The following is a 23,058-nucleotide window of genomic DNA, read 5'->3' as shown; positions in this document are numbered from 1 at the left end:
AGAAACTTCGTCGCCAGCAGCGCCGCCGCCCTCGTTCAGTGAGTGGGCTTATAGAACTAACCCACCGAAACAGTCAACACACCAAACCAAAGTTTTTTGACATTTTTGTAACAGGTTGATTCGGCAGGTTTTTTTGGTGCTCGCGGTTATCCACAGGCCGCCCTTTCGGGTCGGATTCCTGAAAATTCCTTTATCAGCTGGTCAAAAATCCATCGAAACTACGTCCTCATCTGCCGAAAGATGACGAAAAAACAGCGCCTTGAGCGAATTTATGGTTAACAGAGGATTAAATCGCCTCCGACCGGCTGGTTTTAAATTTCCGTCACAAATCAACGGCCGGCATTTCGGAACCTATCCCCGTTTGAGGTGTTGTCTTTTCCATTGAAGAAAGGAGACCGACATGGCTGCCAATACCGAAGATATCAGAGCGTCTGTGAGCAAGGACATTGCCGCACTCCAGCAGGAGGTATCGCGCCTGCAGAAAATGATTTCCGCTCAAAGTGCGGAAGCCTACTACGAGGTGCGCGGCCGTGCCGGCAAGGCCTATGAGGATGCCCTGCCCCGCGCAAAGAACGCCGTCGCCCAGATCAGGGCCGAAGGAGCTGCCGCGGCGGGTGCTGCCCGCGAGCACGCGGCCGCGACGACCACTGCACTGGCGCTTGCAGGCGCGATCGGGTTCCTCGCCGGATACCTGCTTGCCGGCAATTCGCAGCCGCAGCCTCGCAATTGGTGGCGCTGACCGCGAAATCCATTCAAAATCAGTATTTTTACGCACCCGCCGATCCATTTTTCGGCCGGGTGCGTAAATGCTTATGTCTCAGAAAAACCAATTTTTAATGCAAGTGGTGGGAACATAAAAAAACGAAGGGAGGAGTAACATGGAAAACAAGAGGGCCAACTGCATCATTGAAGTCAGCGTCGACGGCGCCAACGGCCGTTACGCGGTCGGTATCATGAATATGCGCCAGGCACTCGAACTGCCGGAAATGCCGAGCCTGTCTTACACACATCCCGACCCCGTCAAAGCCGCTGCCGGCATCGTCGTCAGCCGCAAGGAACTGGCCGGCTTCATGGCCTGCCGCTGAGGCAGCGCAACCCTAATCATGCCTGACGGCGCTTCCCGAAGCGCTGACGTCCTTTGCTGCACCCGTCATTCCCCCGGTTTTTTCCTGCCTTGCTGGCATCCTCGCGCCGTTCGTGCCAAGAGATGGCATCGAGACAGGGCAAGGACGGCAGATGAGGGAGCGGCGGCCACCGCACAAGACGCGCACGCGGACAAGGTCCGCTGACGATGCCGCAGCCAAGCGGGTCACCCTTCCACGCGCCCTTTCCAAGCTCGGCTATTGCTCCCGCACCCAGGCCGAACGGCTGATTGCCGAAGGCCGCGTCGCCGTTGACGGCCGCATCGTCGGCGATGTCTCCGCATGGGTGGATCTTGCCACCGCAAGGATCAGCGTCGACGGCGTCGTCATCGCCGCCGAGGCGAAAATCTATCTGATGCTCAACAAGCCGCGCGGTCTCGTCACCACCCGCCACGACCCCGAAGGCCGGCCGACGGTCTATGATTGCCTGAGGGAATTCGACATTCCGCATCTCTCCCCGGTCGGCCGGCTCGACAAGGCGAGCGAGGGCCTGCTGCTTTTCACCAACGACACCGAATTCGCCCAGATCCTGCTTGACCCCATTACGCATGTGACGAAGACCTATCACGTCCAGATCGACCGCATTATGGACGACGAGGCGTTTACCGCCATGACATCGGGAATCCGCCATGAGGGCGAACTCCTGACGGCAACGGCTGCGCGCCGCCTGCGTCAAGGCGACAGGAATTCATGGATCGAGGTCGAACTCGACGAAGGCCGCAACCGCCAGATCCGCCGCATGCTGGAGGCGCTCGGAACCGAGTGCCTGCGCCTCGTGCGCGTCGCAATCGGCGGGCTTGAACTCGGCGAACTGCCGAAGGGCGCCGTACGCGCCCTGAGCGACACGGAATTGCAGGGGCTCCGCCGCAGAGCCGGCATGGAAAGGATGAAGCGCAATTGACCGGTGTCACGGACATAGCGCCGCACGACTTCTGGCAGGAGCTTCACCCGCCTGGCACCTTTACCGACGTGGAAGAGTTCACCACCTTCTATGTCGCCGCACTGGAAGACGGCCGCCAGCTTCGCCTGCCGATCCGGGTGCTTGATGATGGCAATCATGCCCTTGCCTCGCTGATCGTCAATCAGGCGAGCTTCGCCGTCCTCGATGCACTGGCGGAAAGCCTCGCCGAGAAGATCAGGCCCATGCAAGTCGATATCGTCGCCGGCCTGCCGACGCTCGGCCTGACGCTCGCCGCTGCCCTTGCGCAAAAGCTTGGCCACGGCCGCTATGTGCCGCTCGGCACTTCCCGTAAATTCTGGTATCGCGACGAACTCTCCGTCGCCCTGTCCTCGATCACCACGCCGACGCAGCAGAAGCGCCTCTATATCGATCCGCGCATGCTGCCGCTGCTTGAAGGACGGCGCGTCGCGCTGGTCGACGACGTCATTTCCAGCGGCGCCTCGATTGTTACGGGCCTTGATTTGCTGACGGCCTGCAGTATCGAACCGGTCGTCATCGGCGCCGCGATGCTGCAATCAGAACGCTGGCGCGAAAGGCTGGCAGCCGCCGGACCGCAATGGATGGCACGCACCGTCGGCGTCTTTTCAACGCCGATGCTCGAGCGCAATGCCGCGGGGCCGTGGCAGGCGCCAGGAAGTTCAAGCAGGACGTGAGGATTGTTCAGTCTTTGCCGGCCAGTGCTCTGTACAGCGGGTGAAGAACGGCTACATTCCGCCTGATCGATGAACCACCGGATCCGCCCATGTCGTTCGAGCAAGCATCCTTGCTGATCCTTCTGCTGGCGATGCTCATTCTCTTTTCGCTCGACCGCTTCCGCATCGAGGTCGTCTCGATCGCCGGCCTGCTTGCCGGCCATGCGCTCGGTCTTTATCCGGCCGACCAGATCTTCACGGGCTTTGCCAGTCCCGTCGTCATCACCGTCGTAGAGATCCTGCTGATCGTCCAGGTGTTGGCGCGCGCCAGACTCTTCGACAGTCTGGCCGCCCGTTTCGCGGTCGCAAGGCCCTCGGATTTCAAGGTCATCGCCAGTACGTCCTCGCTTGCCGGTTTCATTTCGATCTTCATGAACAATATCGGCGCCTTCGCGATCACCCTGCCGGTGGCCCTGCGGCTCGGCACGGCGCTCGCTATCCCCCGCCGCCAGCTCGTCATGCCGGTCTCGTTCGCAGCCCTGCTCGGCGGGCTCGTCTCGCTGATCGGCACGCCGGCCAATCTGCTCGTCAGCGATGCGCTCACTAAAGCGACCGGAGCAGGCTTTCACTTTTTTGATTTCGCCTATGTCGGTCTGCCGGTCGCAATCGCCGGCATTCTGATCGTCACCCTTCGCATACAGCGTCTGTTTCCCGAATCCGACGAAGCCCCTCCAACGATTTCATCCGCGGTGCGCCGTATCGTCGTCGAGCGTCGTATCCCTAATGTCTCGCCGCTGATCGGCGTACGGCTTTCTGATTGTCTGCCGCGTTTCGGCGTCAAGCCGCACGCGCTGATCCGCAGCGACACCTTCGTCTTCGGTCCGCTCGACCAGTCGGCGATCGAACCGGGGGACGTGCTGCTTGCCGAAGGCGCAGACGCGATCTTTGCCGATCTCGCCGCCGCGCAGGCGCTGATCGTCGATGACCATCCACATGGCCTGCATCCGGATTTCACCCGTGTTGAAAGCGTCGTCATGCCGGAAAGCACGCTTGTGGGTTCGCGTATTCGCTCGCTCGAGGTCTTTCACAGCCGCGGCGTGGCAGTCACCGCCCTTTCCATGCGCGCGCCGCGCATCGAGGGCCGTTTTCTCGATCTGCAGCTGTCGATCGGCGATATATTGACGCTGGAGGGGCCGCGCATGGCGATCGCCGAGGCCCTTGATGAAAGCGAGTGCCTGCCGCTTGCTCCGACAATCCAGGCCGAACCGGCCCTCTTCTCATGGCGGCCTTTCGCGCTCTTTGCCTGCGGCGTCGCCGCCTCCGCGGCCGGTTTGCGTCCCGACATCGCCTTTGCCTGCGTCGTGGTCGTGCTCGCTTTGCTCAATCATCTGAACATCCGCCAGGCAATGGGCGATCTCAATTGGCCGATCATCATCATGCTCGCGGCGATGATTCCGATCGGCCAGGCGGTGGCAAGCACCGGAGCGGCCGAAACCATTGCCGGCTGGCTGAGCCTGGTCGTGCCGATCGCCCATCCGCTCTTCGGCATCGCCCTCATCCTCTTCCTCGCCATGGCACTGACGCCCTTCGTCAACAACGCGACGGTCGCGATCGTCTTGGCGCCGATTGCATTGGAATTTGCAAAAGCCGGCCAGCATGCGCCGAACGCCTATCTGATTGCGGTCGCCGCCGGCGCCTCGCTCGATTTCCTGACGCCCTTCGGCCATCACAACAACACGCTGGCGATGGGCATCGGCGGCTACCGCTTCGCCGACTTCCTGCGCGCCGGCTGGCCGCTTGCCGTTGCGAGTTACGGCCTCGCTCTATTTCTCCTGGCTCTGTTCTGGCTGTGATGCGATATTCAGGGCTCGGCTTGACTTCGCCGGCAATGGAACTAGAGCAGGAACCTTCACCCAATCATAAGGACAGTCGAGCGTCGTGCGAATCCTCTCCGAAGCCCATTTCCCGGAATTGCCGAACTATTATCGCGGCAAGGTGCGCGAGAATTACGACCTCCCGGACGGGCGCCGCATCATCATCAGCACCGACCGACTGAGCGCTTTCGACCGCATCCTCACCTGCATTCCCTATAAGGGCCAGGTGCTGACGCAGACGGCGCGCTACTGGTTCGAGGCGACTGGGGATATCTGCCCGAACCATGTTCTCGACTATCCCGACGCGAATGTCGTCATCGGCAAGCGGCTCGACATTCTGCCGGTAGAGATCGTCGTGCGCGGCTATCTCGCCGGCACCACAGGCACCTCAATCCTGACACTCTACAAGAAGGGTGAGCGCGAGATGTACGGCATGCGCCTGCCCGACGGCATGCGCGACAACCAGATCCTGCCCGAGCCTGTGATCACGCCGACCAGCAAGGAATTCGACGGCGGCCACGACGAACCGCTGACACCGGCCGAAATCGTCACGCGCGGCCTTCTGACCAAAGAGCAATGGGAGACGCTGTCGCGATACGCGCTCGCCCTCTTCGCCCGCGGCCAGGAGATGGCGGCAAAACGCGGCCTGATTCTCGTCGACACCAAATATGAATTCGGCACCGATGGCGACGGCAATATCATCCTTGCCGACGAGATCCACACGCCCGACAGCAGCCGCTACTGGCTTGCCGAAACCTATCCGGCAAGCTTTGCCGCCGGCAAACGCCCGGAAAGTTTCGACAAGGATTTCGTCCGCGCCTGGGTGGCGGAGCGCTGCGATCCTTATAAGGACGAAATCCCCGAGATCCCCGTCGAACTGATCGAGCAGACCTCGGCCGTCTACATCAGAGCTTACGAGGCGATCACCGGCGAACGCTTTGTTCCCGACGATAGCGGCGAGACACCGCTTGCCCGTATCCGAAGCAACCTCAGCCCCTATTTCCCTTGATAAGGCCATGCGCGAAAGCCGCCACGCCGATCGCCGGCTTGCGGCATCTCATCCAGTCGCGCTAGCATCGACAAAAAGGGATCGGGCTCGGCTCGGCGGGGGACAGATGGCAAGAAGGCCGCGACGCAAGGCCGAGGAAACACGGGAAGACATCCTTTCCATGGCGGAGATGCTGTTCCGTGAGCGCGGCTACGTCGCGGTATCGATCGCCGATATATCAGGCGCGCTCCACATGTCGCCCGCCAACGTCTTCAAGCATTTCCGGTCCAAGGTCGCGCTGATCGATGCGATCGCCGGGCGCCATCTCGACAACGCCACCGAACGTTTCGTCGCCTTCGATGAGGACCTGCCCCCCAAGGAGCAACTGCTCCGCTTCGTCCTGCGCCTGCTGGAAAGCCATCTGCAGGACATTCAGAAGAACCCTTACATCTTCGAAATGGTGCTTTCGACCATCGAGGCCAAACTCGAGGCCGGCAATCGCTATCGCGCCCGGATAGAGGAGAAGCTCGGCGAGATCATTCGCACGGGCGTGGCGGAGGGGGGTTATCATTGCCCCAATCCTGAGCGTGCGGCGCATACGGTTGCCGACGTGCTCGCCTGCGTGCTGCATCCCATCCTCATCGCCCGAGACGACAAGGACACACTGGTGCACCGCGCCGAAGAAATCGTGTGCATGGTGGATGCCGCACTGCGAAATAAAGCTTGCTAAGTGACGATTGCTAACTTACGTCACTTCGTAAAGCTTTTCTTAAATTCGGATCGCGGCATTTGAAGCCAACTCAATCCTGACGCTCATATAAGCCTGCGCTCGGCCCGGCCGAGCCCGTGGATCGAACGGCGATTGCCACCGCAAGGGACTTCAGCATGATACGGCGTGCCCTCCTCATCTCCTCGGCGCTCGCTTTCAGCGCATTGCTCGCCGCCTGTAGCGACAACGCCGGCAAGCCTGCCGGAAACGCGGGCGCGGCGCAGCAGGCCGCCCCGGTCGGCGTGGTCACGCTGAAGAAGGACAGTTTCCCGATCACCACGATCCTTCCCGGCCGCGCCGAAACCTTCCAGACGGCCGACATCCGGCCGCAGGTCAGCGGCATTATCCGCGAGATCGCCTTTAAGGAAGGCGGCGAGATCAAGAAGGGCGATCTTCTCTATCAGATCGAGGATGCGCCCTATATCGCGACCGTCGAGCAGGCCAAGGCGGCAATCTCCAAGGCCGAGGCGAGCGTGCCGAGCGCCGAAAGCAATCTCGAACGATACCAGCGCCTCGTCGGCAGCGGCGCTACCCAGATCGAATTCGAAACCGCCAAGACGACGCTGCTCCAGGCCAAGGCCGAAGTCGAATCGACGAAGGCAGCGCTTTCCGCCGCACAGATCGACCTCGACCATACCAGGATCGTCGCCCCGTTCGACGGCGTCATCGACCAAACCGCTTATAATGTCGGCAACGTCGTCTCCGCCAACCAGTCGACGGCGCTGACGACGATCCGTCAGCTCGATCCGATCTATATCTCGCTGACGGAATCGAGCACCAATCTTCTCAAGCTGCGCGATGCGATGGCGGCAGGAGACATCAAGGGTGCAGCCAATGTCGCCTTCCACCTGATTCTCGAAGACGGCAAGGAATACAACCAGCAGGGCAAGCTCGACATGTCGAAGCAGGTGGTCAGCGAGACCACCGGCACCTTCCTCATCCGCGTGCTCTTTCCCAATCCGGACCGTATCGTCCTGCCCGGCATGTATGTCCGCGCAACCGTCGAGCTCGGCGACGAAGTCGGTTATGCGCTGCCGCAGCTGGCGACGAGCCGTGATGCCAACGGCCGGCTGACGGCGCAATTCGTTTCCGCCGACGGCAAGGTCGAAACCCGCGCCTTTGAAAACAGCTCGCCCTCCAACAATTCCTGGCTCGTGACCGAAGGCATCAAGGACGGCGATCAGCTGATCGTCAGCGGCCTGCAGTCGATCACCGCAGGCATGCCGGTGAAGCCGGTCCCGATGAAGATCAACGACAATGGCGTGGTCGTGGCTGCCGAGCAGCCCGCGGCAGGTGACGCTGGGAAGCCCGCAGCGAAATAGTCGCTTCGGGCCTGCATCGTCACCGTCTCAGCCGCACAGGAACAATCGATGGCCAAGTTTTTCATCCGACGTCCGATCTTCGCCTGGGTCATTGCGATCACCATCATGCTCGCCGGGCTTCTGGCGATCTTCACCCTGTCGATCTCGCAATATCCCGACATTGCGCCGACGACGGTCCGCATCAACGCCACCTATCGCGGCGCCAGCGCCGAGACCGTTGAGAAATCAGTGACGACGATCATCGAGGACGGCATGACCGGTCTCGACGACCTCACCTATATGACCTCGACCTCGTCGACGGGTTCGGCCAGCATTTCACTGACCTTCGGGACCAGCGTCGACCCCGACATCGCCCAGGTGCAGGTGCAGAACAAGCTGCAGCTGGTTCAGTCGCAGCTTCCGGGCGACGTCATCGATGCCGGCATCAGCGTGACGCGCTCGACCTCGAGCATCCTTCTCGTCGGCTCGCTCGTTTCAACCGATGGCAAGCGCAATTCGGTCGACCTCGGCAACATCATGTCGACGTCGATCGAGGATCAGATCCAGCGGCTGGAAGGTGTGGGCAGCATCAACATCTTCGGTTCGGGATATGCCATGCGCGTCTGGCTCGATCCCCACAAGCTCCTGAAATACCAGCTGACCCCGAGCGACGTCACATCAGCGATCCAGGCGCAGAACACCCAGGTCTCTGTCGGTTCACTCGGGGCCCAGCCGACAATTCCCGGTCAGCAGATCAACGTCACCATCACCGCCCAAAGCCAGCTGACCACCGTCGCCGATTTCGAGCACATCATCCTGAAGGTTGAAAAAGACGGGGCGACAGTCCGCCTGAGCGACGTCTCGCGCATCGAGATCGGTCAGGAGAGCTATGGCGGCAGTTCACGCTATAACGGCCAGCCCTCGACCGGTTTTGCCGTCAACCTCGCGATCGGCGCCAACGCCATCGATACCGCCGCCCGCGTGCGCGCTGCGCTCGAAGTCATCGGCCGCGGACTGCCGGCGGGCGTCGCGATCACCTATCCCTATGACACGACGCCCTTCGTGGAACTGTCGATTGAGAAGGTCGTGCACACGCTGATCGAGGCGATCGTCCTCGTTTTTGTCGTCCTTCTCATCTTCCTGCAGAATCTGCGGGCGACGCTAATCCCGACCATCGCCGTTCCCGTGGTGCTGCTCGGAACCTTCGGGGTGCTGGCCGCCACCGGTTATTCGATCAACACGTTGACGATGTTCGCCATGGTGCTGGCAATCGGACTTCTCGTCGACGATGCCATCGTCGTCGTCGAAAACGTCGAACGCATCATGTCCGAGGAGAAGCTTTCACCGCTCGAAGCGACGGAAAAATCGATGGGCGAGATCACCGGCGCCATCGTTGGCATCGCCCTCGTCCTGACCGCCGTCTTCATTCCGATGGCCTTCTTCGGCGGTTCCACCGGCATCATCTATCGCCAATTCTCGATCACCATCGTTTCGGCCATGCTGCTGTCGGCGCTCGTCGCCATCGTGCTGACGCCCGCACTTTGCGCCACGATGCTGAAACCGGTCGGCGAACACAGGAAGCACCGCGTCGGCGACTGGTTTAACCGCAACTTCACGCGCTCGACCAACGGCTATGTCAGGACCATCCGCTATCTCCTGAAGCGGCCGATCCGCGTCATGCTGGTCTTCCTTCTCGTCGGCGCCGGCTGCGCCTATCTCTTCACCCGGCTGCCGAGCTCCTTCCTGCCGCAGGAAGATCAGGGCGTGCTGCTGACCATCGTCACCACGCCGCCGGGTTCGACCACGCAGCAGACTCAGGCGGTCGTCGAAAAGGTGGAGAATTACTATCGGCAGAATGAGAAGGATGCCGTTGAATCGGTGTTCGGCGCGCTGGGCTTCGGCTTCAACGGCTCCGGCCAGAACAGCGCCATCGTCTTCACCAAGCTCAAGGATTTCTCGAAACGCACCGATCCGCAGCTGAGCGCCCAGTCGGTGGTCAACCGTGCGCTGCGCAATTTCTTCGCGATCCGCGAGGCGCAGGTCTTCGCGCTCCTGCCGCCGGCGATCCAGGGTCTCGGCGTATCAAGCGGCTTCTCCATGTATCTCGTCGACACCGGCGGCCATGGCAACGACGCGCTGACAGCCGCCTCCAAGCGGCTGATCCAGATGGGCAACACGTCGGGCAAGATCGTGGCCCTGCGCAGCAGCAACAAGGAGGTCGAGCCGCAGATGCGCATCGTCCTCGATCAGGAAAAGATCGGCGCCATGGGTGTCGACATCGCCTCGGTCAATTCGATGCTGTCGATCATCTTCACCGGCCGCGACGTCAACGATTTCACGCTGAACGGCGAGATCAAACCGGTCTACGTCCAGGGGGATGCGCCTTTCCGCATGCAGCCTAACGATCTCGACCACTGGTATGCCCGCAACGCCACCGGCGAAATGGTACCCTTCTCCGCCTTTACCAAAACCGAATGGGTGAAGGGCGCGCCTTCGCTTGCCCGCTTCAATGCCGTCAGCGCCATTCCGCTGGACGGCGCCTCCGCACCCGGCGTTTCCTCCGGCGATGCGATGAACGAGATGGAAGCGCTGACGGAACAGCTCGGCGGCGGTTACACGGTCGCCTGGCAGGGCATCTCCTATCAGGAGCGCCTTTCCGGTTCACAGGCGCCAATGCTCTACGCGATCTCGGTTCTCGTCGTCTTCCTCTGCTTGGCGGCACTTTACGAAAGTTGGTCGATCCCCTTCTCGGTGATCATGGCAGTGCCCGTCGGCATTCTCGGCGCGCTGACGGCGGCAACCTTGTTCGGCCAGGCCAACGACGTCTATTTCAAGGTCGGCTTGCTCACCACCATCGGGCTGGCGGCGAAGAACGCGATCCTGATCGTCGAATTCGCCAAGGATCGCATGGAAAGCGGCATGGGGCTCTACGAAGCGACGCTGGAAGCGGCGCGATTGCGCCTGCGGCCGATCATCATGACATCGCTTGCCTTTATTCTCGGTGTCGTGCCGCTGGCGATCGCGACCGGCGCGGGCTCGGCGGCGCAGAACGCCATCGGCATCGGCGTCCTCGGCGGCATGCTGGCGGCGACGATGCTCGGCATTTTCTTCGTGCCGTCGTTTTTCGTCGTCATCCGACGCATCTTTGCCACACGCGACAAAAATGCGGCAGGAGTGTGATAAAAATGCACTGTGATAATGCTGTTCCGATTGCTACATTGCGCCCGACTGCTTCGGCATGGTGTTTTGGTAGGACGAGGCGCGGCGGCCAATAGTGAAGTATGAAGCTTCCGACAAGAATTGACTTGCTCGAGTACAGGATGAAATGAATGGTATCTCTTCGTTTTGCCACACCGGCATTATTGTTATTACTGTCGGGCTGTGTCGTTGGCCCGGATCATGTTCCTCCTGAAATGCCATTGCCCGCCAAATTTGGAGAAGGCGGGACTAAGAGTGACGGCGATGTTGCTACCGCCGCATGGTGGACCGCCTTCAAAGACTCAAGACTGAACGGCTACGTCAAAGCCGGCCTCGATCAGAACCTGACGGTTCAGCAGGCGATCGAACGAATCAATGCAGCTTCCGCAAACGTCACCACTGCCGGCGCCGGCGGCCTGCCGAGCCTGACGGTCGGTGCCTCGCACACGGTCAGCGGCCAGAGAGGCGAGTTGCGCACCCAGGTCGACACGCGCAACACCAGTGGCGGCGACGTCCAGCTAAGCTGGCTGCTCGATCTGTTCGGGCTTTACAAGCGCAACACGGAGAGCGCGCTTGCTTCGCTCGATTCCGCTTATGCATCGGCTGACGTTGCCAGGCTGACCCTCGTGCAGGATCTCGTCTCGAGCTATATCGATGTTCGCTTCTATCAACAGCGCCTGGCGCTTTCGAAGGCCAACCTGAAGTCTCGCCAGGAAACCTACGAACTGACCAAGTTCCAGCTTGAAGCTGGCGCCGCCTCGCGTCTCGACGTCGTTCAGGCCGAAGGTCTCGTCCAGTCGACGCTCGCCGAGATTCCCGGCCTCGAAACCAATATCCGCATATCAGCCCATCACATCGCCACGCTGCTCGGCCTACCGGCCTCGGCTCTTGTCGATGAATTGCTGAAGGGCTCCGGTCAGCCGGTATTCCGCGGCGGCATCACCTCCGGCATCCCGGCGGATCTGATCCGCAACCGTCCGGACATCCGCGTGGCGGAACGTGATCTTGCCGCCGCAACGGCCAATATCGGCGTTGCCCAGGCGCAGCTTTATCCGAGCATCTCGCTCAGCGGCTCGATCTCGCCGTCCTACATCAACCAGCGCGGCATCCATGGCGGCCTGACGCCCTGGTCCTTCGGCCCGACCCTCAACCTGCCGATCTTCGATGGTGGCCGTCTTCGCGCCAACGTGAAGTCGGCACAGTCCACTGCCGCGACCGCCTATCTCAACTGGAAGTCGACGGTGCTGACCGCGGTCGAGCAGGTCGAGAACGCATTGTCGGCCGTCCGGCGCGATGCCCAGACAGTCGCCGCACTTCAGGCCCAGGTGAAGACCACGCAGGAAACGCTGGAACTTTCCACGGCATCCTACAAAGACGGCGCCTCTTCGCTGCTCGACGTCCTCGACGCGCAGCGCCAGGTTTCGCTCGCCCAGGCAAGTCTTGCCCAGTCGGTCCAGCAGATGGCCAAGGACTATGTCTCCCTGAACATCGCAATCGGCGGTGGCTATGCTCCCGATGGCAAAATCACTGCGCCAGTGAAGCCCGCGCCGGCAAAGCCCGCCAAGAGCTGATCGGCTTTGCCCTGCTGTTACATAAGGAGCCCCGCGATCGTCTCGCGGGGCTTTTTTCATACTGCTCCGCATGCGATAGTTGCGCACAAGAGGAATTTGGAATCGACAAGCGACGGTTGCTGATATATGCCTGATTAAACGATTAATCAAACCGCGCTAGATCATGGCTTCACCGCGCCCGGGTCCGAACCTCAGCAAGATCGCGACGTCGCTCGGCGTTTCCGTCGCTACGGTCTCCAATGCGCTTTCCGGCAAGGGCCGGGTCTCCGGCCAACTGGTCGAAAGAATCCGCGAGCATGCCGCCGAGCTCGGTTATGTCCCGAGCCAGGCCGGCCGGGCGCTGCGGACCGGCCGCAGCGGCGTTCTTGGCCTGGTCCTGCCCGATATCGCCAATCCGCTATTTCCAAAGATCGCCCAGGCGATCGAATTCGCCGCCTCCGCCGCAGGTTACGGCGTGCTGATTGCCGATTCCCGCGGCGATGTCGCCACCCAGACCGAGGCGATCAATCGGCTGGTCGAACGCGGCGTCGACGGCATGGTCATCATTCCCCGCCGCGCCACCCGAATTTCTTCCGCCGCCTGTCCCGTCGCCGTCATCGACACCCCCTCGACACCTGGTAATACCGTTGCCGCCGACCATTGGCAGGGCGGCCGCGAGATCGCCGAGCATCTCGCAGGACTCGGTCACCGCCGCATCCTCATCATCGGCAACAATCAGGAATCCAACGTCCAGAACGATCGCGCCGGCGGCATCCGCTCGGGCATGCGCCCGGATATGCATTCTGAAACGCTGTGGATCGAGAAGCTGGAGCAGGATGCCGGCAGCGGCTGCCCGCTCGGCCTCGCCGAAAAAGTCAGGCAGGGCTTTACCGCCTTCGCAGCCCTCTCCGACCTGCAGGCGCTGCGGGCGCTGACCGAGCTGCAGCAGGCGGGCATCACCGTTCCGGCCGATGTCAGCGTCACCGGCTTCGACGACCTCATCTGGTCGCCTGTTGTCACGCCGCCGCTGACGACGGTGCGGATGGACATGGACAGAATTGCCGGAATTGCCGTGTCGGCGCTGGCCGATACCATAAGAAGAAACAGCATCCGCGAGGGCGTGCTCGTTACCGCGGAAATCGAACGCGTCGCCATGCAGCTGATCGTCCGCCAATCATCCGGGCCTGCGAACCCGGCACCAAAAACCTCAGAGATGGAGAACATGTAAAATGAAAAAGATTCTCATCGCCTCGGTGGCGCTTGCCGCATTATCGCCGCTCGGCGCAGCCGCGGCGGAGCGGACGTTGACCATTTCGGTCTATGCCTTTGCGCAGGACGATTTCAAGACGCTGGTCTACGAACCGTTCGAAGCCAAATGCGGCTGCAAGCTTGTGGTCGAGACCGGAAACAGCGTCGAGCGCCTCGCCAAGATGGAGGCGAACAAGGCTAACCCCGTCGTCGATCTTGCCGCCGTCTCCATGGCCGATGCGCTGGCCGCGTCCCGCGCCGGCCTGATCGACAAGGTCGACACCGCGAAGCTTACGAATTTCAGCAAGCTCTACGATGTCGCCAAGGATCCGAACGACGACGGCATGAGTGTCGGTTATACCTTCTATGCCACCTCGATCGCTTATCGCTCCGACAAGATGAAGATCGATTCCTGGGCCGATCTGCTGAAGCCGGAATATGTCAGCCACGTCGCCTTCCCGAACGTGACCACCAATCAAGGCCCGCCGGCGCTCTATATGCTCGGCCTGGCGCTCGGCAAGGACACGCCTGACCTGAAGGGCCCGATCGAGGCGCTGGGCGAGAAGAAGGACGACATCGTCACCTTCTACGAAAAGTCCTCGCAGCTGGTGCAGCTCATGCAGCAGGAGGAAATCTGGGCCGCCCCCATCGGCCGTTTCTCCTGGGCTGGATTCACCAAGCTCGACGTCCCCATTGCCTGGGCAACACCGAAGGAGGGGCAGACCGGCGGCATGAACGTGCTGGTGCTGACCAAGGGTTCGAAGAACCAGGATCTCGCCATGCAGTTCATGGATTTCTGGCTCTCGACCGAGATCCAGACCAAGCTCGCCGAAAAGCTGATCGACAGTCCCGCCAATAGCGAGGTCAAACTCTCCGAGGCCGCCGCCGGCAATCTCACCTATGGCGAGGCGACCGCCAAGAGCCTCAAGCTGATCCCATCGGCCGTAGCCCTCGACAATCGCGCCGGCTGGCTGAAGACGTGGAACGATAAGGTCGGCCAGTAAGCTCCGCGCAAAGACCGGTCCCGGCGCCTGTCGGGACCGCCCTCCTCTCCTGAAAAGGCGTCTCATGTTTCAGAACCGCGCAGAAGCCCTGGCGCTTGCCCTGCCGGCAGCCGTCTTCGCGACGCTGGTCTTTCTGCTGCCCGTCGCAATCCTGCTGTCGGAGGGCTTTCGCGCCGGCGGCGCCTGGACGCTGTCGGCCTATGCCGGTTTCTTTTCCGAGACGCTGAACCGCACCGTTTTCCTGCGCTCCTTCCGGCTCGGCCTCGAAGTCACCGCCGTCTCTGCGGTCATCGGTTATGCCGCAGCCTTTGCCATCGTCAACCTGCCGCCGAAGGGCAAGGGCCGCATGATCGGCCTCGTCACCCTGCCGCTGATGATCTCGCCGGTGGCGCGCACCTATGCCTGGATCGTCATTCTCGGCCGCACCGGCATCGTCAACCAGGCGATCACGGGCCTCGGTCTGAGCGCCGAACCGCTGCGCCTGCTGTTCACAGAAACAGCCGTCTTCATCGGCCTTTTGCAGCTCTTCCTGCCGCTGATGATCCTGTCGCTGATCAGCGCGCTCGAAAACATGCCTAGGGATGCGATCCCCGCTGCTCGCGTGCTCGGCGCCAACTGGTTCCAGGTCTTCTGGAAAGTCGTCCTGCCGCTGACGAGAGAAGGTCTCGTCGTCGGCGGCACGCTCGTCTTCACCGGTTCGCTGACCGCCTACATCACCCCTGCCATCCTTGGCGGCTCCAAGGTGCTGATGCTGGAAACGCTGATGTACCAGCAGGTGTCCGTCGCCAATAATTTCGTCTCGGCAAGCGTCATCGCCTTCATCCTGATCGTCATGAGCTTTGCCGCCAACATCCTCTTGAAACGCGTTGCGACGGCGCGGAGCCGCCGATGACCGCCCGCCTCTTCTCGCCCGTCGTCCTCTTCCTGTTGCTGATCTTCCTGATCGGTCCGTTTCTGATCATCATCGCCGCCTCGCTCTCGGCGGGCGATACGCTGGCCTTCCCGCCGCAGGGCCTGTCGCTGCGCTGGGTGATGAAGGTCTTCAGCGTCGAAAGCTTCCGCGACAGCTTCGCCATGTCGATGTTCCTCGCCGTTTTCGGAACGCTCGCAGCCCTCCTCCTCGGCATCCCCGCCGCCTATGCCCTGTCGCGTTATCGGCTGCCCGCAGCCGAGACCGTCCGCACGATCGTCTCGCTCCCGATCATCGTCCCCGGCATCATCGTCGGCCTGGCACTGCTGCGTTATCTCGTCGTGCCTTTCGGCTTCAATATCACGCTCGCGCTCTTCTTCGCCCATGCGGCCCTCGTGCTGCCCTATGCCGTGCGGGTCGTTTCGGCGAGCCTCGACAATTTGCGCTCCGATATCGAGGAAGCAGCCGTCCTGCTCGGCTCCTCCCGGCTAGGCGCCTTCTTTCGCGTGGTGATGCCGAATATCCGCGGCGGCATTCTTGCCGCCTTCATTCTCGGCTTCGTCACCAGCTTCAACCAGGTGCCGGTCTCGCTCTTCCTCTCCGGCCCGGGAGTGCGAACGCTGCCGATCGACATGCTGGGTTACATGGAAACCACCTACGATCCTTCCATCGCGGCACTTTCCGCCCTTCTCGCCTTCCTCTCGATCGGCATCGTCTTCCTCGCCGAACGCTTCCTGGGATTCTCGCGTTATGTCTGATGCCTATCTTCAACTCGACAAGCTGACGCTTGCCTATGGCGATACGGTCGCGGTGAGGGACCTCGACCTTGCGATCGGCAAAGGCGAACTCGTTGCGCTTCTCGGCCCCTCCGGGTGCGGCAAGACGACGACGATGCGCGCCATCGCCGGCCTGCTGACGCCGGCTGCCGGCCGCATAGGTCTCGACGGCGCCGATATCACCCGCGTCTCCGCCAACAAACGCGCCGTCGGCCTGGTCTTCCAGTCCTACGCGCTCTTTCCGCATCTGACGGTCTACGAGAACGTCGCCTTCGGCCTGCGCCTCAAGGGCATCTCGGGCGCAGATCTCGACTCACGCGTTGGCGCCGGCCTGAAATCCGTCGGCCTCTCCACCTTCGCCAGCCGCAAACCCGCCGAGCTTTCCGGGGGCCAGCAGCAGCGCGTGGCGCTTGCCCGCTCCATGGTCATGGAGCCGAAGGTGCTGCTGCTTGACGAGCCGCTCTCCAATCTCGACGCCCGTCTGCGGCTGGAAATGCGCGCCGAATTGCAGCGCGTCCAGAAGGAAACCGGCGTGACGATGATCTTTGTCACCCACGACCAGGTGGAGGCCCTGGCGCTCGCCGACCGCATCGTCGTGATGCTGAACGGCGGCATCGAGCAGATCGGCACGCCCGAGGAGATCTACAACAATCCCGTCTCCGCCTTCGTCGCCGATTTCGTCGGCTTCGAGAATGTCTTCGCGCTGAAGGATGGAAAGCTTATGACGCCGAATGGCCCGATCACACTTTCCGGTGCGCTGCCGCAAGCCTCGGCGGGCCTGGCCTGGCGTCCGCGAGCGGTGGTCCTCGGCGCCGGTCCCTTCCAAGGCATGGTGCGCGGCACGTCTTTTGCCGGCAACACTCGCGAATATCTTCTCGATACGCCGCTTGGGGCCATCAAGGCCGAGATCGACGCGAGCCTGCCGCCGCACGAAATCGGAAGTCCCCTCGCTTTCGACCTGCCGGTCGATGGCGCGGCCAACCTCAAGCGCTTCGGGTGACATCATGGGCGTCTGGATCGATACCGACATGGGCTTCGACGACATCGCCGCCATTCTGGTGGTGGCGCAGTCGGAATATGAGATCGACGGCATCTCGCTGGTCTTCGGCAATGCGCCGCTGGCGCAGGTGAGAATGAACGCCGCCGGCGCCGCCAGTGCCTTCGGCTGGACATTTCCGATCCATACCGGCCGCGCCACGCCCGTTCTCGGCAAGCTCGAAACCGCCCAGGCGATCCTCGGCAAAACCGGCATCCCGACAACGGACAAGAGCCTGCCGAAGGCGCCGGCCCTTGCCGAAAGCGATGCCTTCGCAGCACTTTGCAACTGGCTGGAAAACCAGAGCCAGCCCCGCATCCTGGCGCTCGGTCCGCTCACCAATATCGCCGCCGTAGAGCTCGCCCGCCCGGATCTTGCTGCCCGCATTACCGAACTCGTCTGGATGGGCGGCGGCGTCACATCGGGCAACCATACCGCCTCTGCCGAATTCAACGCGCTCGCCGATCCAGAGGCCCTCGCGATCGTCATCGCCCATGGCCTGCCGTTGCGCATGGTCGAACTCGACCTCTGCCGCAAGGTGCTGGCAAAGCCGGAGGATGTCGAGCCGGTGCGGAACGCCGGCGGCGCCAATGCCGAATTGATCGCCGATATGTTCGCAGGTTATGTCAGTATCGGCACCAGCCGCGGCCGCCCTGGCATGGCGGTCTACGATCCCACCGCCGCGGTCGCCTTCGTCGCCCCCGATATCGTGAGCTTCCGCCCCGCACGCATCGACGTCGAGCTGCAGGGCACGCTGACCCGTGGTCGCACCGTCGTCGAGACCCGCGCCACGCACGCCAGCTTCAACGCACAATTTGCCGCCGACATCGATGCCGACAAGGCGCGTGCCATCATTCTCACAGCCCTGATCAGCGAGGCCCGCAAATGAACGCCATTCCTCGTCAGGAACCCGCCGATCTCAACGATCCCGGCTTGCGCGCCCGCGCGGTCGCAGCCGCCCGCGGCGATGCGCCCTTCGACATGCTCATTACCGGCGGACGCCTGCTCGATTCGGTGACCGGCCTGATCCGGAAGGCTGATATCGGCATCGTCGGCGCGCTCATCGCAAGCGTCCATGCCTCGGAAAGCCGGACCGACGCCGTCGAGATCATCGATGCGACCGGCGCCATCGTGACGCCGGGTCTGATCGACACGCACATGCATGTCGAAAGCTCGATGGTGACGCCCGCCGAATATGCGAGCGCCGTCTTGCCGCGTGGCGTCACCACGGTCGTCTGGGACCCGCATGAATTCGGCAACGTCCATGGGCTCGACGGCATGCGCTGGGCGATCGAGGCGGCGCGGTCCCTGCCGTTGCGCATGATCCTGCTCGCCCCTTCCTGTGTACCGTCGGCGCCGGGTCTGGAACTGGCGGGCGCCGATTTTGATGCCTCCGTCGTCGTCGAGATGTTGCGCTCTTCCGCCGTCGGCGGCGTTGCCGAAGTCATGAACATGCGCGGCGTCATCGACGGCGATCCGCGCATGAGCGCCATCGTCAATGCTGGCCTTGCCTCGGGCAAGCTCGTCTGCGGCCATGCCCGCGGTCTCGAAAGCACCGATCTCAATGCCTTTATGGCAGCGGGCGTCACCTCCGACCACGAACTCACGTCAGGCGCCGACCTCCTTAGCAAACTTGCCGCTGGTCTGACCATCGAGCTGCGCGGTTCTCACGACCATCTGCTGAAGGAGTTCGTCGATGTGCTGAACGGCCTCGGCCACCTGCCGGCGACCGTGACACTCTGCACCGACGACGTCTTCCCCGATGAACTGTATGAGAGCGGCGGTCTCGATGACGTCATCAGGCGCCTGGTACGCTACGGCATGAAACCGGAATGGGCGTTGCGGGCCGCAACCTTCAACGCCGCACAGCGGCTGAAGCGCTCCGATCTCGGCCTCGTCGCCGCCGGCCGCCGCGCCGATCTCGTTCTCTTCGAGGATCTCACGGAATTCCGGGCACGGCTCGTCATATCAGGCGGCCGCATTGTCACCCGCGACGGCAGCATCGAGGCGGCCATCCAGCCGCTCGATACTGCGCCGCTCGTCAATTCCGTGAAGCTGCCGCCACTGGCCGAGAGTGATTTCCGCATCCCCGCCAAGGGCGAGCGTGTCCGCGTCGCCACCATCGACCGCCCGCGTTTCACGCAATGGGGCGAAGCCGAAACGGAAGTCAGGGACGGCTTCGTCGTGCCGCCGGCCGGCAGCACCATGATCGCCGTCGCCCACCGCCACGGCAAGGCCGATGGCGTCCCGCGCATCGGCTTCCTCACCGGCTGGGGCGAATGGCGCGGCGCCTTCTGCACCACCGTCTCGCATGACAGCCACAACCTCACCGTCTTCGGCGGCAATACACGCGACATGGCGCTCGCCGCCAACGCCGTTATCGCGGCAGGGGGCGGCATGGCGGTTGCCAAAGACGGCGGGATCGAGGCGATCCTGCCGCTACCGCTATCCGGCTTGGTCACCGACGCGCCGTTGAAAGACACCGCCTCAGCCTTCGCCGATATCCGCAAGGCCATGGACAAGATCGTCAAATGGAAGCCGCCCTATCTTGTCTTCAAGGCCTGCTTCGGCGCAACGCTCGCCTGCAATGTGGGTCCACACCAGACGGATCGGGGCATTGCCGATGTTGTGACGGGCACGGTGCTGGAGAGTCCGGTGCTGGAAGCTTTGTAAGCCGGGACGCACAGATCGGATCGCGGGCGCGTGCCGTGCAGCCCCCTCATCCGCCTGCCGGCACCTTCTCCCCGCCGGGGAGAAGAAGGAAAAACGCACCGCCGGCGGCACTCTCAAGTGCCAGCGCAAACGGAAGAAACGCCGCCGCGAATCTCATCTCCCCAGCGGGAGAAGGTGCCGGCAGGCGGATGAGGGGGCTGCAACCGCCAAGCTTACCCTTCCAACTCCTGCTCCACCAACGCCACCCAATAAGCGGCCCCGTATCCAAGCGCCGCATCGTTGAAGTCGTAGGCCGTGTTGTGATGTAGCGCTCCATCGACCGCCGGCCCATTCCCGAGCCAGACATAACAGCCCGGTGCATTCTCAGCGAAGAAAGCGAAATCGTCTCCGGCGGTGGACGGCGGAAAGCTTGTCCGCGCCTTCTCACCGAAGATTGTCGCCGCGGCAGCAAGTGCCCGCGCCGTCGCGTCCCCGTCATTGACGACAGGTGGAATTCGCCGCTCGAATGCATAGTCCACCGCGATCCCATACATGGCCGCAGTACCATGCGCCAACCGGCCGATCTCCTTTTCCAGCTGGTCACGCACCTCAGGCGAATAGGCCCGCGCCGTCCCGCCGATCTCGGCTTTATCGGGAATGACGTTCAGTGCCTTGGGATCGCCGGCCTGCAATGAGCAAGCGCTGACGACGGCCGGCTGCAGCGGATCCACCACGCGCCCGACGATCGTTTGCAGCGATGATAGGAAGGTACCAGCCGCCGTGATCGGGTCGCGGCCAAGATGCGGCTTGGCACCATGCGTTCCAGTTCCACGAAAGGTGATCCTCCAGCTATCGGAGGAGGCGAGCTGCGGCCCCTCGACCACGGCGATTTCGTCAACCGACAGGCCCGGCATGTTGTGCAGCCCGTAGACGGCATCACAAGGGAAGAGCTGAAACAGCCCCTCCTCCACCATGCGCTTCGCCCCGCCGCGGCCCTCTTCCGCCGGCTGGAAGATGAAATGCACCCTCCCGGAAAAATTCCGCGTCGCCGCCAGATGCCGCGCCGCGCCGATCAGCATTGCGGTATGGCCGTCATGGCCGCAGGCATGCATCTTACCGGGGATGGTCGATTTATAGGGCCGCTCCGCCATTTCAGGCATGGCGAGCGCATCCATGTCGGCGCGCAGCCCGATCCTGCGCGTGCCGTTGCCAACCTGCAGCGTGCCAACGATGCCGGTGCCGCCGAGGCCACGATGCACCGTGATATCGGCCTCCTCGAGAAGCCTCGCGACGATACCGGCGGTGCGCTCCTCTTCGAAGCCGAGTTCGGGATGAGCGTGCAGGTCGCGGCGCAGGGCCGTGAGAAAGGGCAGATCGTCCTTGATCCGGGCAGGAATGCTCATCGTGAAATGTTCATGGGCATGGATATCCCTTCATGCGAAATGCGCGCCCGAACGGCGCCCGCTGAGATCATTCCTTGTTCATCAAACAGACTGCGAGTTCAACCCTCAAGCCTCTTCGACGAATACCTCCTCGCGCTTCTTCCTGACGCTCGGCAGGAAGACGACGATGAGGACAGCAAGCGCGATGGCCAGAAGCGTGGCGCTGATCGGCCGCGTCACGAAGGTGGTGGGATCGCCGCGCGACAGGATCATCGCCCGCCGCAAGTTCTCCTCGAGCAACGGTCCGAGCACGAAGCCGAGCAGCAGCGGCGCCGGCTCGCAGCGAAGCTTTGCCAGCACATAGCCGATGAGGCCGAAGAAGGCGACGGCATAGAGGTCGTAGACGTTGGCGTTGACGCTGTAGACCCCGATCGAGCAGAAGGCCATGATGATGGGGAAGAGCACGTAGTAAGGCACGGTCAAGAGCTTCACCCAAAGCCCGATCAGCGGCAGGTTGAGGATGACGAGCATCAGGTTGCCGATCCACATCGAAGCGATGATGCCCCAGAACAGCGCCGGTTGCTCGGTGGCGACGTTCGGTCCCGGCACGATGCCCTGGATGATCATCGCGCCGATCATCAGCGCCATGACGGGATTTGCCGGAATGCCGAGCGTCAGCAGCGGAATGAACGAGGTCTGCGCCCCGGCATTGTTGGCGGATTCCGGCCCGGCGACGCCGGCAACTGCGCCCTTGCCGAATTCCTTCGGCGTCTTCGACATGCGCTTTTCCACCGTGTAGGAGGCGAAGGAGGCAAGGATCGCCCCACCGCCCGGCAGGATGCCGAGCGCCGAACCGATCGCCGTGCCACGAATGATCGGTGCAATCATCTCCTTGAATTCCTGGCGCGAAGGCAAAAGTCCGGAAACCTTGGCCATCAGCACGGTGCGTGTCGATTCGCCCTCGAGGTTGCGCAGGATTTCGGCCACCCCGAAGACGCCGACGGCGAGCGCCACGAAATTCAGCCCGTCGGCATATTCGCGGATGCCGAGCGTGAAGCGCGGCGTGCCGGTATAGATATCGGTGCCGACGAGGCCGAGCAGCAGTCCGAGCGCCACCATCGCCAGGGCCTTGACGACCGAGCCGTGGGCCAGCGCGATCGAGGAGACGAGGCCGACGATCATCAGCGAGAAATATTCGGCCGAGCCGAATTGCAGCGCGATTGCGGTCAGCGGCGGCGCGAAGATCGCCACGAGAAAGGTCGAGACCGTGCCGGCAAAGAACGAGCCGAGAGCCGCGATCGCAAGCGCTGCCCCCGCCCTGCCCTTGCGCGCCATCTGATAGCCGTCGATGGCGGTGACGGCGGACGAGGATTCGCCCGGCATGTTGATCAGGATGGCGGTGGTCGAGCCGCCGTATTGCGCGCCGTAATAGATGCCGGCGAGCATGATCAGCGAGGAGACGGGCTCCAATTGGAAGGTGATCGGCAGCAGCATGGCGATCGTCGCCGTGGCGCCGATACCGGGCAGCACGCCGATCAGCGTGCCGAGCAGGACGCCGATCAGACAGAAGAACAGGTTTTCCGGTGTGCCGGCTGTCGCAAAGCCGAGCGCGAGATTGCTGAAAAGATCCATCAT

The 23,058-nt window shown here is 62.5% G+C and carries 19 protein-coding genes; 17 read left to right on the top strand and 2 right to left on the bottom strand.

Annotated features, from left to right (window positions below; all coding sequences use genetic code 11):
- The first annotated feature begins 400 nt into the window (after positions 1-400).
- The 17 genes from EFQ99_RS21365 to EFQ99_RS21285 all read left to right on the top strand — a co-directional run bounded on the left by EFQ99_RS21365 (position 401) and on the right by EFQ99_RS21285 (position 20,062).
- Entirely contained in the window at positions 401-739 is a 339-nt protein-coding gene (locus tag EFQ99_RS21365) for a hypothetical protein (protein ID WP_126923201.1), read from the top strand.
- Positions 740-878: 139 nt separating this feature from the next.
- Positions 879-1,085, top strand: coding sequence for a hypothetical protein (locus EFQ99_RS21360; protein WP_004679163.1), 207 nt, complete (start codon positions 879-881; stop codon positions 1,083-1,085).
- Positions 1,086-1,236: 151 nt separating this feature from the next.
- Positions 1,237-2,043 carry a pseudouridine synthase gene (locus EFQ99_RS21355; RefSeq protein ID WP_126923200.1) on the top strand — a complete coding sequence of 269 codons (807 nt, stop codon included), beginning with the start codon at positions 1,237-1,239 and terminating at the stop codon, positions 2,041-2,043.
- On the top strand, positions 2,040-2,756 hold the full coding sequence (locus EFQ99_RS21350) for a phosphoribosyltransferase (protein ID WP_126923199.1): 717 nt from the start codon (positions 2,040-2,042) through the stop codon (positions 2,754-2,756). Before EFQ99_RS21355 ends, EFQ99_RS21350 begins: the two co-directional genes overlap by 4 nt.
- Positions 2,757-2,845: 89 nt before the next feature.
- The gene (locus EFQ99_RS21345; protein WP_126923198.1) at positions 2,846-4,588 is read left to right on the top strand and encodes an SLC13 family permease; all 1,743 of its coding nucleotides are present in this window, start codon (positions 2,846-2,848) and stop codon (positions 4,586-4,588) included.
- Between the two features lie 85 nt (positions 4,589-4,673).
- Entirely contained in the window at positions 4,674-5,618 is a 945-nt protein-coding gene (locus tag EFQ99_RS21340; RefSeq protein ID WP_126923197.1) for a phosphoribosylaminoimidazolesuccinocarboxamide synthase, read from the top strand.
- 106 nt (positions 5,619-5,724) lie between these two features.
- Positions 5,725-6,327: a TetR family transcriptional regulator gene (locus tag EFQ99_RS21335; protein WP_126923196.1), complete on the top strand. Its 603-nt coding sequence runs from the start codon at positions 5,725-5,727 to the stop codon at positions 6,325-6,327.
- Positions 6,328-6,482: 155 nt separating this feature from the next.
- Positions 6,483-7,688, top strand: coding sequence for an efflux RND transporter periplasmic adaptor subunit (locus EFQ99_RS21330; RefSeq protein WP_126923195.1), 1,206 nt, complete (start codon positions 6,483-6,485; stop codon positions 7,686-7,688).
- A gap of 48 nt (positions 7,689-7,736) precedes the next feature.
- Positions 7,737-10,847: an efflux RND transporter permease subunit gene (locus tag EFQ99_RS21325; RefSeq protein ID WP_126923194.1), complete on the top strand. Its 3,111-nt coding sequence runs from the start codon at positions 7,737-7,739 to the stop codon at positions 10,845-10,847.
- A 149-nt stretch (positions 10,848-10,996) separates the two neighbouring features.
- The gene (locus EFQ99_RS21320) at positions 10,997-12,436 is read left to right on the top strand and encodes an efflux transporter outer membrane subunit (RefSeq protein WP_126923193.1); all 1,440 of its coding nucleotides are present in this window, start codon (positions 10,997-10,999) and stop codon (positions 12,434-12,436) included.
- 163 nt (positions 12,437-12,599) lie between these two features.
- Positions 12,600-13,643 carry a LacI family DNA-binding transcriptional regulator gene (locus EFQ99_RS21315; protein ID WP_126923192.1) on the top strand — a complete coding sequence of 348 codons (1,044 nt, stop codon included), beginning with the start codon at positions 12,600-12,602 and terminating at the stop codon, positions 13,641-13,643.
- A gap of 1 nt (position 13,644) precedes the next feature.
- Positions 13,645-14,667, top strand: a complete 1,023-nt coding sequence (locus tag EFQ99_RS21310; RefSeq protein WP_126923191.1) for an ABC transporter substrate-binding protein — start codon at positions 13,645-13,647, stop codon at positions 14,665-14,667.
- 64 nt (positions 14,668-14,731) lie between these two features.
- On the top strand, positions 14,732-15,559 hold the full coding sequence (locus EFQ99_RS21305; RefSeq protein WP_126923190.1) for an ABC transporter permease: 828 nt from the start codon (positions 14,732-14,734) through the stop codon (positions 15,557-15,559).
- Complete coding sequence (locus tag EFQ99_RS21300; RefSeq protein WP_126923189.1) at positions 15,556-16,335, top strand: ABC transporter permease; 780 nt, start codon at positions 15,556-15,558, stop codon at positions 16,333-16,335. The genes EFQ99_RS21305 and EFQ99_RS21300 overlap by 4 nt, the downstream gene beginning before the upstream one ends.
- A complete protein-coding gene (locus EFQ99_RS21295) occupies positions 16,328-17,353 on the top strand; it encodes an ABC transporter ATP-binding protein (protein WP_126923188.1) in 1,026 nt (341 codons plus the stop codon). Before EFQ99_RS21300 ends, EFQ99_RS21295 begins: the two co-directional genes overlap by 8 nt.
- A 4-nt stretch (positions 17,354-17,357) precedes the next feature.
- A complete protein-coding gene (locus EFQ99_RS21290) occupies positions 17,358-18,278 on the top strand; it encodes a nucleoside hydrolase (protein WP_126923187.1) in 921 nt (306 codons plus the stop codon).
- Positions 18,275-20,062 (top strand): adenine deaminase, encoded by a 1,788-nt coding sequence (locus EFQ99_RS21285; protein ID WP_126923186.1) that lies wholly within the window; start codon positions 18,275-18,277, stop codon positions 20,060-20,062. The genes EFQ99_RS21290 and EFQ99_RS21285 overlap by 4 nt, the downstream gene beginning before the upstream one ends.
- Before the next feature lie 212 nt (positions 20,063-20,274).
- On the opposite strand, the gene EFQ99_RS21280 is transcribed toward EFQ99_RS21285, so the two are convergent.
- Together EFQ99_RS21280 and EFQ99_RS21275 are read right to left on the bottom strand one after the other, a co-directional pair.
- Positions 20,275-21,444 (bottom strand): M20 aminoacylase family protein, encoded by a 1,170-nt coding sequence (locus EFQ99_RS21280; protein WP_126923185.1) that lies wholly within the window; start codon positions 21,442-21,444, stop codon positions 20,275-20,277.
- Positions 21,445-21,549: 105 nt separating this feature from the next.
- Positions 21,550-23,055: a tripartite tricarboxylate transporter permease gene (locus EFQ99_RS21275; protein WP_126923222.1), complete on the bottom strand. Its 1,506-nt coding sequence runs from the start codon at positions 23,053-23,055 to the stop codon at positions 21,550-21,552.
- Between the last annotated feature and the right edge of the window lie 3 nt (positions 23,056-23,058).

The sequence above is a fragment of the Rhizobium vallis genome (assembly GCF_003985155.1).
Lineage (GTDB): Bacteria > Pseudomonadota > Alphaproteobacteria > Rhizobiales > Rhizobiaceae > Rhizobium > Rhizobium vallis.
Note: the sequence above shows the minus strand (reverse complement) of the source record. Positions and strands in the feature narration are given on the sequence as shown.